Annotated in this window: 19 protein-coding genes; 15 read left to right on the top strand and 4 right to left on the bottom strand. The window is 36.0% G+C overall.

The window, feature by feature from the left end; genetic code table 11:
* Window positions 1–43: 43 nt before the first annotated feature.
* Both ZPR_RS22190 and ZPR_RS22185 read right to left on the bottom strand, forming a co-directional pair.
* Window positions 44–229, bottom strand: coding sequence for a hypothetical protein (locus ZPR_RS22190; protein ID WP_013074042.1), 186 nt, complete (start codon window positions 227–229; stop codon window positions 44–46).
* The gene (locus ZPR_RS22185) at window positions 220–681 is read right to left on the bottom strand and encodes a mobile mystery protein A (protein WP_041579388.1); all 462 of its coding nucleotides are present in this window, start codon (window positions 679–681) and stop codon (window positions 220–222) included. The genes ZPR_RS22190 and ZPR_RS22185 overlap by 10 nt, the downstream gene beginning before the upstream one ends.
* Window positions 682–1,366: 685 nt before the next feature.
* Here ZPR_RS22185 and ZPR_RS22180 point away from each other — a divergent pair.
* From ZPR_RS22180 to ZPR_RS22130, 11 genes are all read left to right on the top strand, one after another.
* Window positions 1,367–1,861: a hypothetical protein gene (locus ZPR_RS22180; protein WP_013074040.1), complete on the top strand. Its 495-nt coding sequence runs from the start codon at window positions 1,367–1,369 to the stop codon at window positions 1,859–1,861.
* Entirely contained in the window at window positions 1,858–2,937 is a 1,080-nt protein-coding gene (locus ZPR_RS22175; RefSeq protein WP_233421333.1) for a sensor histidine kinase, read from the top strand. Before ZPR_RS22180 ends, ZPR_RS22175 begins: the two co-directional genes overlap by 4 nt.
* Complete coding sequence (locus ZPR_RS22170; protein WP_013074038.1) at window positions 2,934–3,665, top strand: LytR/AlgR family response regulator transcription factor; 732 nt, start codon at window positions 2,934–2,936, stop codon at window positions 3,663–3,665. The genes ZPR_RS22175 and ZPR_RS22170 overlap by 4 nt, the downstream gene beginning before the upstream one ends.
* 365 nt (window positions 3,666–4,030) lie before the next feature.
* Window positions 4,031–4,807 (top strand): nucleotidyltransferase domain-containing protein, encoded by a 777-nt coding sequence (locus tag ZPR_RS22165; protein WP_013074036.1) that lies wholly within the window; start codon window positions 4,031–4,033, stop codon window positions 4,805–4,807.
* Window positions 4,797–5,861: a DNA polymerase beta superfamily protein gene (locus ZPR_RS22160; RefSeq protein ID WP_013074035.1), complete on the top strand. Its 1,065-nt coding sequence runs from the start codon at window positions 4,797–4,799 to the stop codon at window positions 5,859–5,861. The genes ZPR_RS22165 and ZPR_RS22160 overlap by 11 nt, the downstream gene beginning before the upstream one ends.
* A gap of 113 nt (window positions 5,862–5,974) precedes the next feature.
* Entirely contained in the window at window positions 5,975–7,597 is a 1,623-nt protein-coding gene (locus ZPR_RS22155) for a type I restriction-modification system subunit M (protein WP_013074034.1), read from the top strand.
* Entirely contained in the window at window positions 7,598–10,594 is a 2,997-nt protein-coding gene (locus ZPR_RS22150; protein WP_013074033.1) for a KAP family P-loop NTPase fold protein, read from the top strand.
* 24 nt (window positions 10,595–10,618) lie between these two features.
* Entirely contained in the window at window positions 10,619–11,836 is a 1,218-nt protein-coding gene (locus tag ZPR_RS22765; RefSeq protein ID WP_013074032.1) for a restriction endonuclease subunit S, read from the top strand.
* Window positions 11,837–11,933: 97 nt separating this feature from the next.
* A complete protein-coding gene (locus ZPR_RS22140) occupies window positions 11,934–14,936 on the top strand; it encodes a type I restriction endonuclease subunit R (protein ID WP_013074031.1) in 3,003 nt (1,000 codons plus the stop codon).
* A 26-nt stretch (window positions 14,937–14,962) separates the two neighbouring features.
* Window positions 14,963–15,553: a hypothetical protein gene (locus ZPR_RS22135; RefSeq protein WP_013074030.1), complete on the top strand. Its 591-nt coding sequence runs from the start codon at window positions 14,963–14,965 to the stop codon at window positions 15,551–15,553.
* Between the two features lie 228 nt (window positions 15,554–15,781).
* Complete coding sequence (locus ZPR_RS22130) at window positions 15,782–16,147, top strand: hypothetical protein (protein WP_013074029.1); 366 nt, start codon at window positions 15,782–15,784, stop codon at window positions 16,145–16,147.
* Window positions 16,148–16,173: 26 nt separating this feature from the next.
* On the opposite strand, the gene ZPR_RS22125 is transcribed toward ZPR_RS22130, so the two are convergent.
* Both ZPR_RS22125 and ZPR_RS22120 read right to left on the bottom strand, forming a co-directional pair.
* Window positions 16,174–17,157, bottom strand: a complete 984-nt coding sequence (locus ZPR_RS22125) for an IS110 family RNA-guided transposase (RefSeq protein WP_041578472.1) — start codon at window positions 17,155–17,157, stop codon at window positions 16,174–16,176.
* A gap of 398 nt (window positions 17,158–17,555) precedes the next feature.
* Complete coding sequence (locus ZPR_RS22120; protein WP_041579386.1) at window positions 17,556–17,807, bottom strand: helix-turn-helix domain-containing protein; 252 nt, start codon at window positions 17,805–17,807, stop codon at window positions 17,556–17,558.
* A 449-nt stretch (window positions 17,808–18,256) separates the two neighbouring features.
* Here ZPR_RS22120 and ZPR_RS22115 point away from each other — a divergent pair, with 449 nt between their 5' ends.
* The 4 genes from ZPR_RS22115 to ZPR_RS22100 all read left to right on the top strand — a co-directional run bounded on the left by ZPR_RS22115 (window position 18,257) and on the right by ZPR_RS22100 (window position 23,071).
* Entirely contained in the window at window positions 18,257–19,036 is a 780-nt protein-coding gene (locus ZPR_RS22115; RefSeq protein WP_013074027.1) for an RNA polymerase sigma factor, read from the top strand.
* A gap of 2 nt (window positions 19,037–19,038) precedes the next feature.
* Entirely contained in the window at window positions 19,039–20,139 is a 1,101-nt protein-coding gene (locus ZPR_RS22110) for a hypothetical protein (RefSeq protein ID WP_013074026.1), read from the top strand.
* A gap of 552 nt (window positions 20,140–20,691) precedes the next feature.
* Window positions 20,692–21,468 carry a LytR/AlgR family response regulator transcription factor gene (locus ZPR_RS22105; protein WP_013074025.1) on the top strand — a complete coding sequence of 259 codons (777 nt, stop codon included), beginning with the start codon at window positions 20,692–20,694 and terminating at the stop codon, window positions 21,466–21,468.
* Window position 21,469: 1 nt separating this feature from the next.
* The gene (locus tag ZPR_RS22100; protein ID WP_013074024.1) at window positions 21,470–23,071 is read left to right on the top strand and encodes a sensor histidine kinase; all 1,602 of its coding nucleotides are present in this window, start codon (window positions 21,470–21,472) and stop codon (window positions 23,069–23,071) included.
* The last annotated feature ends 82 nt before the right edge of the window (window positions 23,072–23,153 follow it).

Genomic DNA, 23,153 nt, shown 5'->3' with positions numbered 1-23,153 from the left:
GCTCTTGTTTGCTTTTTCGAAGTGGGAGAGGAGTTTTTGAGAATTAAAATTTAAAGTGAAATTTTACAATTTGAAGTTTCTCCAGCGTTGCTTTTAAATTTTTAACTGAATTTTTAATTTTAATTTTTTGAGAGAAATTGGTTCTGCGTGATGCTTTCTGTGGTGATGATTCCTTTTCATCATCATCTAAAGGTGTTTGTCCATCTTTGTAATCAAATTCTAGTCCCATAGTGATTTTCTCATCTCGCGCTTAATCTCATTAGCAAGTTCTTGTATGGTTTTGGCTAATTTTTTTTCTTCAATTCCTTGGTCCTCTAATTTCATATTTTGATTGGTCCTCATCACAATTCTTCGGGCCAATTTCTCTGCTTTTACATTTACTAAATCATTTATGGTACCATCCTTTGGAACCATTGCATAAACCAATTTTAGGTCCATTGCATTAGATACATCCCTAAGAGAATTTAACGTTATAGTGCCATTAGCCTCACTTTTTTCAAGATTTTTGACGCCTTGTCGTGTAATATTTAATTTGGTCCCAAGTTGGGCCATAGTCATATTTAACGTGGTCCGAATTGTATTAATCCATCCACGTTCTGGTACCAGGGCTTTTTTAGTTTGATCAAATGGTTGCAGTTTTTGGTCTAACTGTTCTATTAAAAGTGAGTGTTTGTTTCTCATATTTGTAATCTTTTAACTTTACAAAAAAAATATTTTGTAAATGTATTTATTTACAAATATATAAATAAGTTAACATGTCTGTTTACAAAAATTAAAAAAAGTAAACTTGTTAGTTTACGAACACTTAATAAAAAATTAAAGCCAATGGTCTTGTATATGAAAAGTAGGGGATTTTACGCACTACTTTTTCGGATTATAATAGACCTTTAATTTATTCATTTTGTTTCGTTTAAGCGATTAAACCGCTATTTTATATACTTTAGCCACAATGGTATTGAGCTGCCTTATACGGTTAAATACAACGAAGGTCACGGTTTTCATCACGAAGAAAATAAAATAGCCCTATACAAAACCATGTTAGGATTTTTCGCGAAACACCTTCAATAGGTTGATTAAAAAGGCCTTATCATGATATGTTCATGTAAGCCCCTTTTATTCGATAATCGGGAAACTTCAAAACAAAAAGTGATTTTCTAATAAATGGCGCATTACCCGGGGATAATTTACGTTGTGCCGTTATTTCCGTAGAGCATAAAGAATTGACCACTTATCATATTTCGGCTTATTATTCAGTATTGCCAGATTACCTTTAAACACAATCAAAAACCAAACAGTTATGTTCGTATTAATCATTGCATTCGTGAATTTCATTATTCAAGCACTATTCAACTAAAAGAAAATCAACATGAAAAAATCACTAAAAACACCGGTAGAAAAGTTCAACTATTTATTAAAGGCATCAGAATCCGTAAAGATTTCCGCGATCATGTTAATGGTATTATCGGGAATATTAATATATCAAATGCGGGCACAGGTAACCTATATCATTCCGCTGGCCTTAGGTATTGTAGTGCTTATAGCCTACACCGTCAATAATTTATGGTTAAAAAACTATACTATTGATGATAAAAACATTCAACTTCAGCTAAAAAGGTATAAATTATACCTTGCAAAGCGGCAAAAATATGAAGCAGGCATTGTCTTTATTTGGATACTTACTGTAACACCTTCTTATCTATATGGTAAAGATATAGATCTGTTTTTATTACTTGGTTTTATGGTATTTACGTATCTCTTTATCGTATTGGGTAATTTTCTGTTTCAAAAAATCAAAAATGAAGTAAAGGAAATAGAATCCCAGGTAAATCACTTAGCAACCACCGAAACATCACTTATTTGAAATTAATTCACGTGAACTCAAAAACAATAGCCTACTGGATCATTCAGGTTGTTTTCTGGTCCTTCCTGTCGGGAGTTATGGCTTTTAGTTATTGGGCCGGTAGTAACGAGTTACAATTAAAAGCCTGGCAGGTTGTTCTGGATTTTTCTGTAGTGATTCTGTTATCCATTTTTTTCACCCATCAGTTAAAAAGGCTTTTAAACAAATGTATTCAATTTGATGCGATTCGGTTAAAGCACTTATTTATTAGCCTGGGCTTCCTGTTAACAACGACGGTTCTTTTCTACCTGGTTTACGAAGTATATATAGAACTTATATATACCTATGTTTATAACAGGACAGATGTGTTAGAACATACCTCTCAGGGTTTAAAAAACAATATGATTTTTATCCTGAACTATTTTATCTATTTCACGATTTGGACGGTATTCTATGTGGCGATAAAAGGACTAATGGAACTTAACAATAGCAGGGAGATTAGATTGAAACTGGAATCTAATCTTAAAGAATCTCAATTAAATACCCTTAAGGGACAAATTAATCCGCATTTTATGTTTAACAGCCTAAATAATATTCGTGGTTTAATGTTAGAAGATGTTCCAAGAGCCAGAAATATGCTTACCAGCCTATCAGAAACCTTACGCTATTCTTTAACCAAAAGCAATGTAGATGCTATAGCATTAGAAGACGAATTAGATATGGTTAGAAATTTTATTGCCATCTCCAAAATTCAGCTGGAGGATCGTCTTATCTTTAAAGAAGATATAGACAAAGCATCCTTAACGAAATTAATCCCTCCTATGATTATACAGATGCTTATCGAAAATGCCATTAAGCATGGAATCTCCAGTTTAAAAGAAGGGGGGCTAATAGTGCTTTCCACGCTAATAAAAGATAGCCAATTACAGATAAAAGTGACCAATACGGGAACAATAAGAACCGGCCATAAGAGCACTCAACTGGGTTTAGAAAATATAAAACAGCGCCTGGCATTGCTCTATGGTGAAAAAGCGACCTTTAATTTACAGGAGATAGAACATAAAGTGATAGCCTCAATTAACATCCCAATAGTATGAAAACCTTAAAAGCAGTTATTGTTGAAGATTCTCGTTTAGCTAGAAACGAGCTAAAAGAACTTCTAAATTCCCATAAAGAAATAGAACTTATTGGCGAAGCCGCAAATGTAGATGAGGGGTTTAGTTTGATCACAGCAAGCAATCCAGATCTGCTTTTTCTGGATATCAATATGCCAGAGAAAGATGGGTTTGAGTTATTAGAAATGTTAGATGAAGTACCCGTAACTATTTTTACCACCGCATTTGATGAATATGCGATCAAATCGTTTGAGTATAATACCTTTGATTATTTACTAAAACCCATTAACCCTAATCGTTTTGCGCTGTCTATAGAAAAAGTGCTCGAAAAAGGGAGGCATAATGAAACCTTAGATCCTAAAAATGAGAATGCTTTACGCCTGGATAAGCAAATCTTTATAAAGGACGGAGAAAAATGCTGGCTGGTAAAGATTCAGGATATCTTTATGTTTGAAATTGTGGGAAACTATACCCGTGTTTTTTTTGAAAACAATAAACCACTCATCTATAAATCCCTGGGTAAAATCGAAGAAAAATTACCAAACGATATTTTTTTTAGAGCCAACAGGCAGCAGCTAATCAATATCAATCAGGTTAAAAAAGTGGTGTCCTGGTTTAACGGAAAACTAAAAATCGAAATGAATTCCGGAGACGAAGTGGAAATTTCAAGAAGGCAGTCCTACTTATTTAAAGAGCAATTAAGCCTTTAAAGCAAATGAATTTTACCGGGCAAGAAGTAAGGATCTTCGGGATAGGCCCACGAAGCATTTAATTTGAACAAGGAATTTTTAAAACGAGACATCCCGATAACTATCGGCACCAGCGCATGTAATCTCGGTTAGCGGATAAATCCTGCGCTAATAAGCTTAAACCATATTTGTTCTGTATTCCAGGTACCTTCAACAACACTATTTTATAGCTCCAGTAAAAATCTAAATGAGTATAAATCGCTGAATGATACGAGCTTATTTTTATGCAGCTGCTTCCCATTCTCTCTCCTTAAATTCCCCGATTTTCCCTATTTTCGTTATCAGTTATCAGGCTAACAAGTAAAAATAAACTACCGGGACTTATAATGGAAATGCATCAAAAAATTAGTCAGTATTTAGAAAGGATCGAGCAAGAACATCAAATAAAAATTCTGTTGGCCTGCGAGACCGGTTCCCGTGCCTGGGGATTTCCTTCGTCCGATAGTGATTTTGATATCCGAATTATCTATATCCATCCCAAAGACTGGTATTTATCGCTGACCGAGAAAAAGGATAGCCTGGATTTTATGTTCGAGAATAACGAGATTGATATCACCGGCTGGGATATACGCAAGTCGTTACGACTTCTCCAAAAGTCCAATCCGCCTTTGTTGGAACGGATCCAGTCCCCAATCATCTATAAAGCCGATAAAGACTTTGTAAAGGAAATTCAGCAATTGGCCACTACCCAGTATTCCAGAATTGCCACGATTCATCATTACCTGAGCATGGCTAAAAAGTTCCTGGACGAGCTGGAAAGTACCGAAAGCTATAAACTTAAAAAATTCTTTTACGCCCTACGTTCGGCGATGGCCTGTAAATGGATTGTCGAAAAAGAACAAATGCCGCCTATAGAATTTAGGAAAATGCTGGCAGGCTTACCTTTAGAAAAACAGCTTGTTAACAGGATTGAAGAACTAATCGCCTTAAAAGCCGTCCAAAGTGAAAGCTATTTGCACGAAGGAGAAGCGCCCCTCTTTGCATTGATGCATTCCTGTGTAGAACGTGCTGAAGCCCAGCGAAAATCCTTACCGGCTTCCAACGGTAGTTTTAACGAGCTGGATGCGTTCTTTCTAACAATGGTACACCGGTATGACGATTGAAGATTTAAAGCAGCAAAAGCTTATTATCTTAGAATGTATTAGCGGAAGCAGAGCTTATGGGTTAGATACACCGGCATCTGATACCGATATAAAAGGCGTGTTTATCTTGCCCAAAAAAGATTTTTATGGATTAGAGTATATCCCGCAAGTGAGCAATGCTACTAATGATATCGTGTATTACGAATTGGGGCGTTACCTAGAGTTACTTTCGGTGAATAATCCCAATATTTTAGAACTGCTGAATACGCCGCCATCTGCCGTGCGTTATAAACATCCGCTATTAGAGCGTATCGATGCCAAGCGTATCCTATCGAAACTTTGTAAAAATACCTTTGGGAAATTTGCCATTTCCCAGATAAAAAAAGCCAAAGGCCTAAAGAAAAAGATCGTTAATCCGGTGGAAAAAGAACGCAAGAGCGTCCTATCTTTCTGTTATGTAAATTACGAACAGGGAGCGATTCCCTTACTGGATTATTTATCCTTAAAAAACTGGAAACAGGAATACTGCGGACTCATCAATATTCCACATATGAAAGATATGTACGGCTTATTTTACAGTGAGCAGTTAGGCTATAAAGGCATTATACAGCACGAGCAATCCAACGAGCTTAGTTTAAGTGCTATTCCCAAAGAAGAAAAGCAGCAGGGGCTGTTTTACTTTAATAAAGACGGCTATTCCAGTTATTGCAAGGAATATAAAGAATACTGGGATTGGGTAAAGCATCGAAATGAAGACCGCTACCAAACCACCCAAAACCACGGAAAGCACTACGATGCTAAAAATATGATGCATACCTTCAGATTGTTAGAAATGGCGCTGGAAATTGCAAGAGAAAAACAAATTAACGTACAACGTCCCAACCGCGATTTTCTTTTGGAAATTAAAAGCGGAAAATTTGCTTATGAAACCCTTTTGGCTCAAGCAAATGAACTACAAGCTCAACTGGAAGAGGCCTTTAAAAAATCCGACTTACCCGAAAAACCGGATCTCCGTTATATCAATCAATTAGCTTATGAGTTACGGGAAGAGTTTTATCGGGAAGGTTTTTATTAAAAACAGTTTTTCAAGTTTAAGGAGTTTAATTATTTAGAGAAGCTAAGAAATTCCATAGTAAATTGTATTTTTGAGTATCTGACAATAAAATAAAAGGATTTCCAACACTCAATATGGCAAAGAATACTACCAAGGCAGACATCAATTTTGAGCAGGAACTTTGGAAAGCAGCAAACGAACTTCGGGGTGCTGTAGCCGAAAATCAATATAAAGACTATATACTTCCCTTGATCTTTTTAAAACATATCTCAGAGCGTTATGAAATGCGAAAAGATGAGATTAAAAAGAAATTGAATGATCAGACATCTGATTATTATACGTTAGATGAGGAGGAACAAAACTATGTTTTAGAAGACCCGGATGAATACCTGTCTAAAAACGTGTACATCATCCCCGAAAAAGCCACTTTTCAATACCTGCAGGACAATGCCGAGCAGGATAACATCAAAGTGCTGGTAGACGAGGCGTTTGATATACTTGATGAAACCCTTGCAGCCAACAGACCGGATCTTAAGGGAATTTTACCCCGTATTTTTGTAAAAAGTCAGTTGACGGCAAAACAGGTGGCGGGATTGATCAATTTATTATCGAATCCCAAACTCTCCGAAAAGGAAAACCCCGATAGTGATATTTTAGGTCGCGTTTATGAATATTACATTGGTAAGTTTGCAATTGCCGAAGGCTCGGGTGCGGGGCAATTCTTTACGCCGGGCAGTATTGTACGGCTTTTGGTAGAACTTATTGAACCCTATGAAGGTAAGATCTTTGATGCCGCTTGTGGGTCGGGAGGGATGTTTGTACAGTCGCTGAAATTCTTACAAGCCCACGGCGGGGATAAAAAGAACATCTCGATTTATGGGCAGGAGCGCTATGACGGCACTTTGCGACTGTGTAAAATGAACCTGGCTTTACGTGATCTTTCGTTTGATGTGCGTTTGGGGGATTCGCTATTGCAAGATAAGTTCCCTGATTTGAAGGCCGACTTTATAATCGTCAACCCCCCTTTTAATGTAAGCCAATGGCATCCCGAAGATTTACCCGAGAATGATCCCAGACTCTTTGGCCCCAAAGAAGAATTTACTACAGATGGGAATGCCAATTATATGTGGATGCAAACCTTTTGGCATCACCTGAGCGACAAAGGTACTGCGGCAGTAGTGATGGCAAACGGCGCAATGACCTCTAACAACAAAGGCGAAAAGAATGTACGCCAGTTGATGGTAGAAAAAAATATGGTAGACTGTATTGTGCGCCTACCGGACAAGCTGTTCTTAACCACCGGAATCCCAGCTTGTATTTTTATTCTGAGTAAAAATCGCGACGGTAAAGATGGGATACACCGCAAACGTACTGGTGAAATCCTATTTATAGATACCAGTAAAATGGGAACGATGGAAAGCCGCAAGTTGCGTGTATTTAACGAGCAGGACATTAACAAAATCACCGACACCTACCATGCCTGGCGTAATGACGCCGAACGTCAGCCTGAACTTGTTTCAGGGTCTCATAACGAGTATAAAAACACCGACGGCTTCTCCTACAGCGCTACTTTGGAAGAAGTACAAAACCAAGACTACAAACTCACTCCCGGTATTTATGTAGGTGCCGAAGCAGTAGAAGACGACGGCATCCCTTTTGAAGAAAAAATGCAAAGCTTACAAAAGCAGTTAAAACAGCAGTTTGCAGAAGGAGATCGTTTACAAAAGGAGATTTTGGCCAATTTTGAGAAGTTTTAAATGAAAAGAATCCTAGAGGAAATAGAAAAGACCTTTACAGCTCGCAGAGTACTAATAGTTTTTATATTGGTAGTTGTTTTTTTTGCTAAAGAGATTTGGATTGTTTCTATAATAGATAAAGTTTTACTAGTTCCTAAAGATTTTTCTAATCCTGTATTAGATGTTCTTTTTATTATAGCTTCTTTTTGCCTTAGCTTATGGTTTATCTATTTATTTAGACGCAGAGTCTACAAAGCATCTTATACACAAATTAATAGTGTGTTAGCAATAAATGTATTGCTCTTATATTTCTTTTTTGAAGCTGAAAAGTATAAGTGGAATTATCATGGTTTATTAAATACTAATTTTGAATATATCTGGTTGATGGTAATTCCATTAAGCATATTTTTATTAATTCATTTTTATTCTTTTCTCAAACCTGTAAAAAAGATCCAACGAAAATTATTGCCAGAATATCGCTTAACCTCAGATAATCCAAAGGAGAAGGATGAAAGAGATTTGTTAGGATATGATCGAGTGGTAAAAAAACTTTATCAAATTCTAATCAATCAAGAAAGTAGAAAATCATTAACAATTGGACTTGTTGGTCCTTGGGGTAATGGTAAATCAAGCATTATCCAGATGTTATTAGATAAATTTGAGCCAAACCTATCTTATAAGGAGCGATTTAATCAAATATTCAATAAGGATTTATTGGATGATTACCTCATAATACATTTTCTACCCTATCTAAATCATCAGGAAGAAGATCTTATAAAAGAGTTTTTTAGAGCTTTAAGTAGTAAATTAAAGCCTTATAATGGGAAGCTCTCCAATTTAGTTTTAGAATATTCTAAAAGGCTTGTTGATCTGTACAAAAATAAAGTTAATCTAAATTTTTTTGAAAAACATATTACTTCTTTTGAAAAGACTTCGGCTAAAGAGATGTATGACGACATTAATGAGCGCTTAAAAGAAACCGGAAAAAAAATAATAGTTTTTGTAGATGACTTAGATCGCTTAAACGCTAAAGAAATATTACAAGTATTAAAATTGATACGAAATAGTGCAGATTTTACTAACGTAATTTTTCTTGTAGCTATGGATAAAGAATATATTGTTAAGCTCCTTACTGGAAAGCAAGAAATTCTTAATGCCAGGTTTATAGATAAATTTTTTCAATTAGAGGTCTTTTTACCAGCTATAAGAAAAGAAAGTTTGAGAACCATTTTTAAAGAATTACTTACCGAAAAAACTCAACAGTTTAGGAGTGAATTTCCTACTGAACTTCAAGAAGCCTTAAATCATCAGCATAATTTATTTGATGATTACATTCATAATTTAAGAGATGTAAAAAGAGCAGTAAACCAAATAACGCTTGAATATTCCTACACAGGAGAGGCTATAAAGTTAAAGGACCTTATCAATTTTATATATTTAAAATTAAAATACCCTTACTTTATAAAGATTTTACAAGAAAATAAAAGTAAGCTTTTAAAATATAACAAAGAGAGGGATGTGGTCATTTTAGAACATGATGAAAATCAGGAAAACAGTTATGATTTACTTGATTTTTTTCGATATGAAAGTAATTTTGATCATAAAATTTTGGACAAATATTCACTATATAAAGATTTTAAATTAGAAGATGGTAAAGACGACCATTATTTTCGCTATTCCCATGATGACAAAGTTTTGATTATTAAGACTTTGGCTTATTTATTTGGAGAAGAAAATGAAACTAAAGATACTAAAAGCATTAAGAAATTATCGAATTTCAATATGATAATTGAACAGCGTTTATTTGAAGATTATTTAGGAGATGATGAGTTTCATGATTTATTTAATAATAGTGGAGATGCTTTAAAGGAACTTGTTAAAGATAAATATGAGTCTCATAAACTACCACAATTATTAGATAGGATTACCTTTTATAAACCAGATTCATTAGCGGAACTTAAAACGCTTATTGAAACCCTTGCCTATATATATGATAATAGAAATAATTACAATCAGTATGAAGATACACTGTTCAAAGAATTAGGAAGAAAAGTGCAAGGATTTATTGATCAAAATATATCTGAGCAAGATGGCCTAAAAATGACAATTAAGAATTATTTATTTGAAAATAAAATTTTGAGTCTTGAAACAAGAATTAGAATGCTGACCGCCTTATGGGAAGAAAAACAGAATAATCATTTATGGGGGTTAAAAGATGAATACATTTTTAAAACTAGCGTAGACATTTATAAGACTTTTCTTGGGAAATACCAAGATAAGCTATGGAGGTATAATAATTACACCTTCTATCACTTAGGTCAAAAACTAAGTAAAATTGGCAGCATAAAAAGTGAAATAGTGAGGCTGACTAAAGAATTTTGGACCTCTCAAGATATTGAACTCCTTTGCGTACAAAGTATAAATATAGAACCTTGGTCGATTCAAGGTTTTACATTATCAGATGGAATAGAATATGATTTTGGTAGTAAAAGAGAATTTGTTGAATTTGTTAATGATCATGGGTTAGTTAATCGACCAGCTATAAAGGAGTTTCGAAAGTTTTTTGATTTATATAGACGTAGAGAATACCGTGGTGTAATATTCTTCACTTTTGAAAAATCGGAGTTGATGAAAAAGAAAATTGAAAGTCAGCGAAATGATCCTCAATATACACAAGAAGAATATCATGGTAAAAAACAGCTTTTCTTTGAAACAAGCTTCTTAAAACTAGAAAACGATTGGCAAGAAAATCGATCACTATATACACAAGAAAATTTTATTAATATTCAATTTACAATTCTCGATGAGAAGTTGAGCATATTTATGGCTACAACCGATGAGGGTATTCAACATTTAATTGATAATAGATTATCATTTTTACTCAATCGAATATTGGAACTTGAGGGTAATGAAATTGAATTTAGCTTTAATGAAAAGGATTTTAAAGAAGGTAAAAACTTACTACCCAAGGAATCCAATCACTATTTCAAACTAATCTCAGAACAACCCAAAAACTAATACCCCAAAACTGGAAAAGATATTATGTTAAACTCGTTAAATAGAATTCCTGAAAACTGGGAGGTAGTAGATTTTCGAAATGTTGCAGAATTGAAGCACGGCTATCAATTTCGAAATTATGATTTTACTGATAAGGGTATTAAGATTTTCAAAATCACTCAAATAAAAGGTGATGGTATAGCAGATATCTCATCATGCAGTTACATAGATATTAATAGAATTGATGAATTTAAAAGAGTTATTCTGAATAAAGGTGATATTTTAATTGCACTTACTGGTGCCACCATAGGTAAAGTAGCTAGATTTAATTTTGATGAGATTGTATTGCAAAACTATCGCGTAGGTAATTTTATTCCACTAAATGAAAATATTTTAAATAAGGAATACTTTTTTCAATTCCTAAAGTCTGATTTTTTCTTTAATCAAATATTAGCAAATCAAACACAATCAGCACAGCAAAACATTGGTAAGGAGGACATAAATAATATGTCAGTAGTTCTCCCACCCCTCCCAGAACAAAAAGCCATAGCCAACATCCTTTCGGCTATAGATGCCAAAATAGAAAACAACCTGGCCATCAATAAGACCTTAGAAGAGATGGCCATGGCGCTGTATAAAGAATGGTTTGTGGATTTTGGACCCTTTCAGGATGGGAAGTTTATAGAAAGTGAACTCGGGTTGATTCCTGAGGGTTGGGTAGTTGCTAATTTGGAAGATTTATTTGTATTACAGAGGGGTTTTGACTTACCAAAGAAAAAGAGGATAGAAGGAAATGTTCCTATTTATGCTGCAAGTGGAAAATCAACATATCATAATGAATATAAAGTAGAAGCTCCAGGAGTAACCACTGGAAGGTCAGGAGTTTTAGGAAATGTATATTTTGTTTCAGAAGATTTCTGGCCACTAAATACTTCTTTATGGATAAAAGAATATAGGAGCAGTACGCCTTATCACGCATTTTTTGTTTTAAAAAATATTGATTTAAAAGAGTTTAATTCAGGTTCAGCAGTTCCTACATTAAATAGAAACGATGTCCACAGAATTAAAGTGGTCAAGCCAGAAAAATCAATTATCAATTTATTTAGTGTTCAAATTGCTAAAATATTTAGAAAAATAGAAATGAATACTCAACAAAAACAGACCTTAACTCAACTCAGAGATACCTTACTCCCTAAATTAGTAAGCGGGGAAGTCCGTTTAAACGAATTTGATTTGGAGGAAGTGTTGGAGGGTGAAATTTAAAAGAAGAGTGTTGGGTTGAGATTTTCGCTTGTATTGAAAAATTTGGGTGGGCTAATGAGATTCCCGCCTGCGCGGGAATGAAAGGAAATAATTATTTATGACTACAGAAGCAAATATTGAGCAGGCCTGTATAGACTGGTTAGAAGATCTGGGCTATACGCATAAGCTGGGTACTAGCTTGCCGCAAAACAATGTGAGCGTGGTGCTTAAAGACGAGTTGGCTGCCTTTATTGCCCGGCAATACCCGCATATCCCACAGGATATTCAGGAGTTTGCCGTTGCTTCGTTTACGCATAATATAGGTGCAGACTTAGACCACCGCAATCGGGATTTTCATTTAAAATTGACTAAAGGGGTTGAGTTTCCGTATGAAGATGCAACCGGTGCAGAAAAAGCTGTGCATATCTACCCCATCGATTTTGAGAACCCCGACAATAACAACTTTTGGGCGGTCAATCAATTCAGCATTACCGGTAAAAACAAACGCCGCCCCGACATCATCATTTATATCAACGGCCTGCCGCTGGTGGTTTTTGAACTGAAGAACTGGTATGATGAGCATACCAACATCAAAGAAGCTTTTAACCAGATTCAACATTATAAAAAAGACATTCCGCAGCTGTTTGAGTACAATGCATTAACCATCATCAGCGATGGGAATGAAGCCCAACACGGGATGTACAGCAGCGGCCAAGAGTGGTTTGCAGCCTGGAAGAGTATAGACGGCAAAACCACCTTTAACGATGAGGATTTCCAGATGCATACCCTGTTATTTGGGCTGTTTCCTAAAGCGCGTATTCTCGATTACATCAAGAACTTTATTTTTCACGAAGACCATAACGGTACGTTGATTAAAAAAGGAGCGAAGTACCATCAGTATTTTGGCGTAAGCTACGCCGTGGCAGCAGCACAAAAAGCGGTGCGGCCGGTGGGTAATGGGCGTATTGGAGTGGTCTGGCATACACAAGGATCGGGTAAGAGTATTTTTATGGCGATCTATACGGGCATTTTGCGCAGTATGCAGCAGTTTAAAAACCCAACCATTGTGGTGCAGGTAGACCGTAGTGATCTGGATTTTCAGCTTTATGAAAACTTTGTATTGGCTAAAGATCTGGTAGGCGATGTGCAACACGCAGATACCACAGCCGATTTACGCAAATTGCTGAGTGCGGGAGCCGGTGGCGTGATTTTTACGACCATTGAGAAGTTCCGCCTTAAAACCGGTACCGAGGACACGTTAAAAGAACTGGAGCATCCGGTATTGAGTACGCGGGAAAACATCATTGTGATGGCAGATGAAGCCCACCGTACGCAGTACGGACTTCTGGACGGCTTTGCCAGTAATATGCGCAGGGCATTACCCAATGCGTCGTTTATTGGCTTTACCGGTACGCCTGTAGACAGCAAAGATGCCGATACGCAGGAGGTGTTTGGAGACCTGATTCACATTTACGACATCCGCCAGGCCGAAGAGGATAATGCTACCGTAAAAATCTATTACGAACCCCGTCTGGCTAAGCTGCATTTGTGGAATGAAGATATAGATGCTGAGGTTGATGCGATCACCGAAGCAGACGAAGACAACCCCAATTTAAAATGGGCGGCTATCGAAGATGCTGCAGGGAGTGCAGATCGGGTCGCTAAGATTTCACAAGATATTTTAAGTCATTATACCAAGCGTATTGCAACCCTTGACGGAAAAGCAATGATCGTATGTATGAGCAGGCGGAACTGCGTTAAGATGTATGATGCGCTAAAGGAACTGGAAGATTGCCCGGATATCGCCGTAGTGATGACCGGTAACATCAGTAAAGATCCTGTGGCATGGAATGAGCATTTCCGAACCAAGCACAGTACCGAAGCACTCAAGAAACGTTTTAAGAATCCGGAAGACCCGTTGCGTATTGTAATCGTAAGAGATATGTGGCTTACTGGTTTTGACGCCCCTTGTGTACATACGATGTATGTAGACAAAATTATGCGTGGGCATAACCTGATGCAGGCCATCACCCGTACCAATCGGGTATTTAAGGATAAGAAAAACGGAGTGATTGTAGATTACATAGGCATTGGCGATAATCTTAAAACAGCCACCTCTAAATATACCGGAAGTGGAGGTAAAGGCAAGCCTACAGTAGATATGGAACAGGCCTTAGAGTTGTTTTTTGATCAGCTGCAAAGCTGTATCGCCTACTTGCCGGAACACGTAGATTACCACAATTGGAAAGGTCTGCGGGAGGCCGATAAAGTACTTTTGGTAAAAGCAGCTTTAAATCACATCATTAAAGATGATGAAGCTTCTATGGACTTTATGAAAGCCGAAAAAACGATGAGCGGCTTGTTGTCAATCGTAAAAAGTCAGTCGGCCATACAACATACTGCAGTAGATGTCTTATTTGTGCAACATGTGAGTAAAGCGGTACGCAATGCCAAAAGTGTAACCACCACCCGTGGGGAGCAAAAAGAGAAGGTAAAAGAACTCATCAGCCAGAGTATAGAAAGTGAGGACATCGTAGATGTATTTGCCATGGCCGGTATTGAGCGACCGGATATTGCCATTCTGGACGATACCTTTTTGTTAGGTGCCAAGCAAGAAAAAGATGGCAATGCTTTAAAAATAGAACTCATCAAAAATATCTTAAAAGATGAGATCAAACTGCGGCTGCATAAAAACATAAAAAAGTACACCAGTCTTAAAGAAGAACTGGAAAAGGTTATTGACCGTTATCATAACAACGCTTTGGATAGTTATGCCACCATAGCCGAGTTGGTAGAGCGTGCAAAAGATTTACAGAAAGAAGACACTCGGATTGCAGAATTGGGTTTGAGTGAAGAAGAGTTGGCCTTCTACGATATTCTGGCAGCTAAAAAAGAGATCATCAAAGAAGAGGGTCCTATTCAAGACATTGTACACGGCGTGGTTCAAGCCGTAAAAAACAATTTGCAATTAGACTGGACCAAAAAAGAGAACGCCAAAGCCAGCATACGCCTAGCGGTTAAAAAAGAACTCCGGGGTAAAATAAGCATCACGAAACTCAACGAAATCCTACAGGACATTATGGAACAGGCTGAGGGACAGTTTGGTGAGTGGAGTGCATAGATTAATAATGATGTTAAAGGATTTATATGAATGAAATAGTAGAAAATTCATTAAAGCAAGCAAAAGCAACACTAGAGAAAGCTCATAAGAGATTTTGTGAGCAAGAAGGCAATAATGTTATTGAGTTAAATTCTAATTATTTCCATATGGATTACTGTAAAGTTAGAAATATAACTACTTGTGAAGAACACGTAAACATCTTTCAAAGATTAAAAAATATAAGAAAACCGGTTTTATATTGGTTTGAATTGGAGTCCTCTAGCAGAAACAAAGAAATAAGATTACAATATGAAAAATATGTAGAAAAAGTAAGGTGGAAATACAAAGAACCTTACTACAGAAATACGGCATCATTCAAAAAATACTTTTCAAAAGAAAGTACCACCCTTTATGTGGGGAAGGTTCAAACCTATTTTTGGGGAAGGTTGGTAACTCATTTGGGTTATTCTGTTAGTGAAAAAACCGCCAGCATGCAATTATTTCATTGGTACGACGTAAGCAGATTTGGAAATATTAAGGTGAAATATATCGTGTTTGATAATGATATGAAATATTTGATCACAGCACTCGAGAAAGAATTAGCTCTTGAGTTAAAACCTTTAATTGGGCGTTATTAATCTATTTATTATTGATTTACCATAATCAGGTACTTGGTATCATTGCAAAATTTACCGGTAGTTGCCATTTCTAAGGCAAGTGTAAACCATATGATTGTGTTTTCTTGATTTATAAGGTAGCTAGACCAAAGAATAAATACTTATTAAAGTAGCGAAATTATAGAAATAAAAAATGTTGAAATTAGTTATACCTTAATTTGTATGATGCTACCATAAAACAGCGAACCAATGAAAAATATCCTTTTAATCCTTACTTTTTTGATTACCTCAATCACCACAGCACAATCCTTAGACGATTTAGATGACTATGATGTAGATGCATTTTATAAAAAAGAGGAATTGGAGGACGATACTTTAGATGAAGACGGCAATGAAATTGAGTTTATTTTTGTAAAAACCGGAACCGACTTAAAAACGGGTAAATTTGAAATAGAATTAGCCGATGGTCCCGGTGATTTATATGAAATTAAAGGCACCGATTTTTTTGTGAAGTTAAAAGGATATTATGGCTATGCAGGTTTTGGCGAGGACTGTATTTTAGAAATCACCGGTTCTTATTTTAATAAAAAAGGCACTATTTATAAATTAGATTAAACCTTAATAATTAGTCCGTTCGATTTCTATGACAATTCCAAGCGGTTTTTATAATTTGTTTGGTTTTTAATTAGTGCCATAGCAATGTGTAACAATTTGTTCCTGACCGCATTTAGAACACTCATTTTATTTTTGCCCTCTTCGACTTTTCTTAGGTAATATACCTGCAGATCATTTTGCATCCTTACCGCCCTCATAGCGGCCATCTGAAGTACGGACTTCAAGGCCATATCTGCCATTTTCGATACCCTGGGCCTGGTTTTTAGGCTGGTGCCGCTCTGTTGCTCAAAGGGTACCACCCCTGCAAAGCAGGCGAGCTTCCTTGGATCGGTCAAACGTTGGAAGCCTTCGGTTTTGATGGCGATCATCCAAGCGGTAACATCCCCTATGCCCGGTACGGTCTTGATCCTTTTGAGCTGTTCCTGTAAAACCGGGTCCGATTTGATTTCGGCACGGATCAAGGTTTCTATTTCGTGGATGTGCCTATCCAGTTCTTTGATGGCCTTTTGATTGATCTTGATCAGTTTTCTGGTACTGCCATTAAATACAATATCCTTTAAATCGGCCATTTGCTGTTTGATCCCTTTGCGCTGCTTGATTTTTGATCTACGTTGGCCCATCAATATCTTTAAAGACCTGATGGCTTCACTGCAAGGTTCCCAGCATTCAAAATCCTGATGGTTCCTTTCAATGAATATGGCAATCCTCTTGGCATCTACCTTATCGTTCTTACCGCGCACCAGGCCGATACTCCTTTTGATATGCTTGGGGTCTATCACATAGACGTTAAAATCAAAGCCTTTCAGGGTTTGGTAAAGGTTATAGTTATAATACCCCGTGTTTTCCATGGCTATAAAAGCCTTGGAATCTATTTTGGCTATGCTTTTCAAAAGCTTGCGGATGCTTTTGGTTTTGTTGCCGATCTTGTGAAAGCTTGCCACACCGGAAGATCTAACACAAAAATCCAACGTGTTTTTACTAATGTCGATACCTACATAAATACTTTTCATAACTTTGTAATGCTTTGTAGATAAGAGGGATTTCATCAATAACTCAACTCCTTGATAATGGGCTTATATCCCGAATTTCTATTAGAGATTGTTGATGAAAGTCTGAACTTGGGTCTGAATCGAACGATGAACTTTATGTTCTGAGCGATATTAGTGTACCCGAGTTCAGCTCTCTTTTCTTTGTTAATACTGCTATAAAAATAACAATACAAGTCTAAAGGAGTGATTTTTCGCTATGAAACGAAGCAGAATTGTATCAAGAACTATATTTTAGATTCAAGCCCAATTTTCGATACAATAAACATTAAACGATGTTTAACGGAGTTGATGAACTTTTCTTCTGCTGTCATAACTGGTTAGTTTACTACCTTCTCTTTCAATTTCAAGATATTTTCTCTTTATTTCGAATAATTAAATAGTTCTATAATCGGAACTTTTAATTCTCGAGCGATTTTAAATAAAGTTTCAAAAGTCGGATTAGTATTCCCCCTTTCAATTTCACCAATCGTCTTTTTTGCGTTTCCTGTTCTCAATCCTAATTCTTCTTGTGAAATAGGCTTATTTGTGCTTGGATCAATAACTTTTTTTCTGAGTTCAGCAATTCTCGATCCTAGCGCTTTTTTCTCTGTTATGAGCTTTTTATCTGACATTAGGATAAAAGTCACATTTTCTAAAACAAAAAAAGGATACATATATGTATCCTTTTTAGTTTTTTACTATATTTGAGATCACTAAGCAATGATGTAATCATTTATATAGCATCTATTGTAAATAGAAACTCTATAGCACTATTCTTTTCGGCCAGTATAAGACTTGATTTAATAATGATATAATTATAAAACCAAACCTATAAGAAGAAACCAGCGTTTAATGAATTAGCCATTTAGTCTAGGCTAGAAGCCAGAAAGCCTTCCCTTAAGCTATATAAGCCTTTCCCTAAGTTTAACGGCTTTTTTGGGAAGGCCTATGGTTTCAAATTAGTTAAAGACAAACAAACCACAATAAATTATGAAAACTATACTCCACACCGCTAGGTTCCTATTACTTATTAGTACAGTCCCTTTTCGAAGATCCGATCCAACATTAAAAACTGTTGGCTATGGAACGTGAGTTTAAACTTTTAAAAGAAGGGCATCCTGATGCCATGGAATTTATTTATGCCCGATATCAGCATAAGCTCTTTTGGATGGGGAAGCAGTTAATTAAGGATGAATTTGTTATCGAGAGCATTCTTCAGGATACGTTCCTAAAATTATGGGAGAAAAGAGATCATATAGAAGATCCTAAACATATGCTCTACTTCCTTCTTCATGTGATGAAACGCCAGTGTACCTATTACTATTGCCACCCCAGGAATAAGTTTCACCGGAATATGGGCAGACTGGAGTTTTTTCCGGACTACCAGGAATATATGCACGGATTTGACCCGGACTCAGAAGATCCACATTTACGGGATCAGGAAGCCGACCAAAAAGCCTTCGACCGGATAAGACGTGTTTTTCCGTTGTTAAGTGCTGAAAGACGTCGTCTCATTGAACTCTGCATAACATACGGTTTTCAATATAAGAACATTGCCCAGGTTATGGGAACCAGTACCGCTTACACCAGCTACGAGGTAAAAAGAGCCATCGAGGATATTAAAAAAATTATCCATCAAGGCAATAATTTGGAAACCAAACCAAAAAAGGTGGTTACGGTAAAACTACCGGGCAGGATGACTGCGGAACAGGAAAAGCTATTACAACTGCGTAATGAAAAGCAGTACTCCTTTGCGGCTATAGCCAAAGAACTGAAACTTTCTCAAAAGGAAGTGCATAAGGAATTTATGACCGCCTATAGATTGCTGCAGCAAAAACACGAACAACAACAATCGGCATAAGCATGGGAAAAGAAACCATTCAGCTCACCCGAACCATTCAATTGAAGGTGGATGCTCCTACCAAAGAAGAAAGAAAGGAGGCGCTTGTTACGCTATACCGCTGGCAAAATCGAAGCTATAGGGCGGCTAATCTTATTATAACCCATCTGTATATTCAGGAAATGATCAAGGAATTCTTTTATCTATCAGAAGGGATAAGATATAAACTGGTCGATGAAAAGAAAGATGAAGCAGGCCTCCTAAATCGTTCCCGGATGAATTCCATTTACCGGGTATTATCCAATCGGTTTAAAGGAGAAATACCCACCCTCATTTTAAATGCACTGAACAAGAAAATCATAACGACATTTAATTATTATCGTGAGGAATACTGGAGAGGAGAACGCTCGGTGATGAATTTCAAAAGAAATATGGCCTTTCCTTTTCATAGGGATGGAGTTCATGGATTGTCCTATGATAAGGAAAAAAGTACCTTTCGTTTTCGACTATTCTCGATCCCGCTAAAGACGTATTTAGGAAGGGATCATACCGATAAGAAAAAGTTGTTGGAAAAGTTAGTAGCAGGGCAAACCAAACTGTGTACTTCCCACATCAAATTAAAAGACAATAAGATCTTTATGCTGGCTACCTTTGAAATTGAAAAAGAAAAGCATAGCCTAAAACCGGAAGTCATTGCAGAAGCTTCTTTATCGCTTGAATATCCTATTATGGTAAAATCGGGTAAGGAAAAAATGAGTATTGGCAATCGTGAAGAGTTTTTATACAGGAGGTTAGCCATACAGGCTGCTCGAAGAAGAACGCAAACCGGGGCTACCTATTGCCGACCGGGAAAAGGGCGTAAACGTAAAACAAAAGCAGTGAAAAAATTCCATAACCATGAAAAAGGCTATATAAGTAACCGCTTGCATGTATACAGTCGAAAGCTTATTGATTTTTGTATTAAACATCAAGCCGGAACGCTTATTTTGCTAAACCAGGAAGATAAAATAGAAATCGCCAAAAATGAAAACGGATTTGTTTTAAGGAATTGGAATTATTATGAGCTGATGACTAAAATAAAATACAAGGCCGAAAAGGCCGGAATTGAACTTATAGTGGATTAAACCCCATTAAGAGGGTGCTTGTACACCCGTAAGGTGAGGTTTAGATTTTTAATGACACTCACTAAATGCAAATCGCATATACAACAATTAGTGCTAGGCTTAATTACTGAAATGAATTGTAATTATGATGAATTGACCTATGCATAATAGATAATCCTCCTAAAGTCAGCATCGCCATAATAGTGGTTTGAACTCCATAAAGAGGATGCTTATACACCCGCAAGCTGAGGTTTCTTAATAACACTCACTAAATGCATGTAGCCTGTACAATAGTTGGCCTTAAGCTACAATAGTATCCTGAACTTGCAGGATAAAAAGAGAGCTTGGGGTACTTTAAAGGATATCAGTTTTTTTAAACATATTTAAATAAATAGTTTTTTAAATCCTTAAAATTGAGATAAATGAAAAGTAAACGAGTAAAATAAGATATATTCTTAAAACTCTAAAGATTAGCAATCAAAATGAATTTATCCTTCTTGGTTTTTAGTAATATTGCCTAGTTTTTTTAAAATAGAGTACTAAAAATCAACATTTAAGACTGTTATCCCTACAATGAAAGTCGTAATTATTGAAGATGAAGATTTAGCGGCAGAATCCTTAGAAAGCTTATTGTTAAAATCGAAATACGAGATTACAATAGTGGCCAGGTTAGAGAATATTAAACAGGCAAAGGAATGGTTTACAAATAATTCCTGTGATCTCATTTTTAGCGATATAAGCCTGGGAGATGGGGAAAGCTTTGAAATTTTTAATGCCTTAAACATTCAAATTCCCATCATTTTCACCACCGCTTTTGATCATTTTGCGGTACAGTCGTTTCAGTTTTTTGCCATTGATTACCTACTTAAGCCTTATAATAAGCAGAAACTCGACAAAGCCCTGGAAAAATACATCAACTTTGTGGGTAGTAAAAAGGAATCTGATCATGTAGAGAATTTACTGGAACGGCTTAAAACAACATTACCGGATCTGCAAACACCACAAATTCAAAATCGTTTCCTGGTCTCTCAGGGAGAAGAATTAATATCGATTAAAAGTGAAGAAATCGCCTATTTTATGGCAGAGAATAAATCTTTATTCCTGTTTACCAGGGATAACCAGGTGTATCTGTATGATAGTACGATTCTAAATTTAGAAGATAAACTGGCTCCAAAAGAGTTTTTTAAAATCAACAGGAAATTTATTATTAGTCATAATGCCATAAAATCTATTGTAAAATATAGCCAAAATCGCCTAAAAATAGAATTAAGTCCGTCTCCCGGCAGTGGCGGCCCCATATTAATAAGTTCAATGACGATCAACGCTTTTAAAGAGTGGTTAAATCATTAAAATGGAACTTATTAACTATTTAAGACGGTTTAGAAAACATCAGAAATATTTCTATTTAAGTCTTCTGATCATTATTGGCTTTTTTATAGGAAGCTCTTTAATTACCCCAAAAATAACCTCTGTGTCTTCAGGCCTGATGGAAGATGTAAGAGAGACAGACCTTTATTCTAAAAAGAATACTATAGCTTCTGAATTTCTAGAATTGAACAGTTTTTTAAACTATGCTAAAAATAGTATTGAAGACGCTTCAGATGTTCCCCTAAGCACCTTAATCAACAAACTGAATTTTGTAAGTGATTTAGCTTTATCGAACGCGGTAAATTCCGGTAGTTATGTATATACCATCACGCCTGGCGGTGTTCAGGAAACGGAACATTTAAGACCGAAAGCCGAATTTAGTGAGCCTTCCATTCCAAATAAAAAAATGCTGCTGGACGCTGCAAAGGGAACTTTGGATACGATAATCATTTCTAAAGATAAAGTACTTAACCGGAAGGCTTATGTTTTTAAAAAAAATAAAGACACTACTGTGATTGTGGGGTATGACGTTGATTTAAAAGCGTTTTGGAAATACTACTCAGAAAAATATAAGGAACGAAATTCCTATACCACCGTTTTCAACAAAAATGGCATATGCCTGCTACATCCCGAAGTTGACAATATTGGAAAAAAAATACCCTCGTATTTTGATTTCTTTGCTATTTCAGATATCCTAAACCAATCTGATAACGAGGTGCTGAAAAACAACGGAATTTCGCAATATCTGGGATTGGACATTGTGCGCTATTTTGACAAGGTGATGATAGGAGATCAGGACCTTATCGTGGTGGCTAATTTCGTGAAGTTTGATCTCCAGGATACCACTGTAGAAGTTCAGCGCTATTTTTCCTGGATTAGTTTACTGGCCTTTATCACATTTATGTCATTGCTGCTTATCGCAAGATTTCAGCTGAAAAAAGAATATAACGAGAATTTAAGCGTACAGAAAGAAAAGGAACAACTGGCTATAGCCAACGAAAATTACCAAAGAGAAAATGCCGTACTGCAGCTAAATCAACTTAAAAAGAAAATGAATCCCCATTTTCTTTTTAATACGCTTAATTCGCTACACTATCTTATTGAATCCAAACCCAATCTGTCCCAAAAATTTGTGTTACAACTTGCAGATGTATATCGCTATTTGCTGGAAAACAGGGATGATAATCTAACGAGCCTTAAAAAAGAACTGGACTTCCTGGAGCAATATATTTTTCTGCATAAAATCCGATTTAAAAACAGTTTAAATATTACGATTGTAAACCAAAGTGATGATGAGTTGATTTTTTATAAAAAAATTCCCGTACTGTCCTTAGAAACCCTGGTGGAAAATGCCATAAAGCATAATGAAATCACAAAAAGCAATCCTTTAAACATTGAAGTAGAAATAAATAATACCCATGTTACGGTTACCAATAATTATTCTCCCAAAAAGAAAGAACATATTGAAGGTCATAAAATAGGCTTAACTTATTTAAAGAATATTTATAATTATTACGAAGTTGATAGCTTTAAAACGAAAATAGTAGAAGATAAATTTATTTGTATACTACCTCTGTTATCCTAATACTAAACTTCACTCCTTTTTTTAAAGAGTTCACTCCATTTGGTTTTTATTAACACTTAAGCAAATAGATATTTAAACTTTA

This window comes from Zunongwangia profunda SM-A87, assembly GCF_000023465.1.
In the GTDB taxonomy this organism is placed as follows: domain Bacteria; phylum Bacteroidota; class Bacteroidia; order Flavobacteriales; family Flavobacteriaceae; genus Zunongwangia; species Zunongwangia profunda.
The sequence above is the reverse complement of the archived record's forward strand: the minus strand, read 5'-3'. Positions and strand labels throughout refer to the sequence as shown.

Bases quoted from the DNA above. Each gene is read 5' to 3' on its own strand.
- ZPR_RS22140 (WP_013074031.1), top strand. From the start codon at position 11,934: ATGACTACAGAAGCAAATATTGAGCAGGCCTGTATAGACTGGTTAGAA.
- ZPR_RS22160 (WP_013074035.1), top strand. From the start codon at position 4,797: ATGACGATTGAAGATTTAAAGCAGCAAAAGCTTATTATCTTAGAATGT.
- ZPR_RS22150 (WP_013074033.1), top strand. From the start codon at position 7,598: ATGAAAAGAATCCTAGAGGAAATAGAAAAGACCTTTACAGCTCGCAGA.
- ZPR_RS22180 (WP_013074040.1), top strand. From the start codon at position 1,367: ATGAAAAAATCACTAAAAACACCGGTAGAAAAGTTCAACTATTTATTA.
- ZPR_RS22105 (WP_013074025.1), top strand. From the start codon at position 20,692: ATGAAAGTCGTAATTATTGAAGATGAAGATTTAGCGGCAGAATCCTTA.
- ZPR_RS22185 (WP_041579388.1), bottom strand. From the start codon at position 681: ATGAGAAACAAACACTCACTTTTAATAGAACAGTTAGACCAAAAACTG.
- ZPR_RS22120 (WP_041579386.1), bottom strand. From the start codon at position 17,807: ATGTCAGATAAAAAGCTCATAACAGAGAAAAAAGCGCTAGGATCGAGA.
- ZPR_RS22170 (WP_013074038.1), top strand. From the start codon at position 2,934: ATGAAAACCTTAAAAGCAGTTATTGTTGAAGATTCTCGTTTAGCTAGA.
- ZPR_RS22155 (WP_013074034.1), top strand. From the start codon at position 5,975: ATGGCAAAGAATACTACCAAGGCAGACATCAATTTTGAGCAGGAACTT.
- ZPR_RS22115 (WP_013074027.1), top strand. From the start codon at position 18,257: ATGGAACGTGAGTTTAAACTTTTAAAAGAAGGGCATCCTGATGCCATG.
- ZPR_RS22135 (WP_013074030.1), top strand. From the start codon at position 14,963: ATGAATGAAATAGTAGAAAATTCATTAAAGCAAGCAAAAGCAACACTA.
- ZPR_RS22130 (WP_013074029.1), top strand. From the start codon at position 15,782: ATGAAAAATATCCTTTTAATCCTTACTTTTTTGATTACCTCAATCACC.
- ZPR_RS22765 (WP_013074032.1), top strand. From the start codon at position 10,619: ATGTTAAACTCGTTAAATAGAATTCCTGAAAACTGGGAGGTAGTAGAT.
- ZPR_RS22125 (WP_041578472.1), bottom strand. From the start codon at position 17,157: ATGAAAAGTATTTATGTAGGTATCGACATTAGTAAAAACACGTTGGAT.
- ZPR_RS22110 (WP_013074026.1), top strand. From the start codon at position 19,039: ATGGGAAAAGAAACCATTCAGCTCACCCGAACCATTCAATTGAAGGTG.
- ZPR_RS22100 (WP_013074024.1), top strand. From the start codon at position 21,470: ATGGAACTTATTAACTATTTAAGACGGTTTAGAAAACATCAGAAATAT.
- ZPR_RS22165 (WP_013074036.1), top strand. From the start codon at position 4,031: ATGGAAATGCATCAAAAAATTAGTCAGTATTTAGAAAGGATCGAGCAA.
- ZPR_RS22190 (WP_013074042.1), bottom strand. From the start codon at position 229: ATGGGACTAGAATTTGATTACAAAGATGGACAAACACCTTTAGATGAT.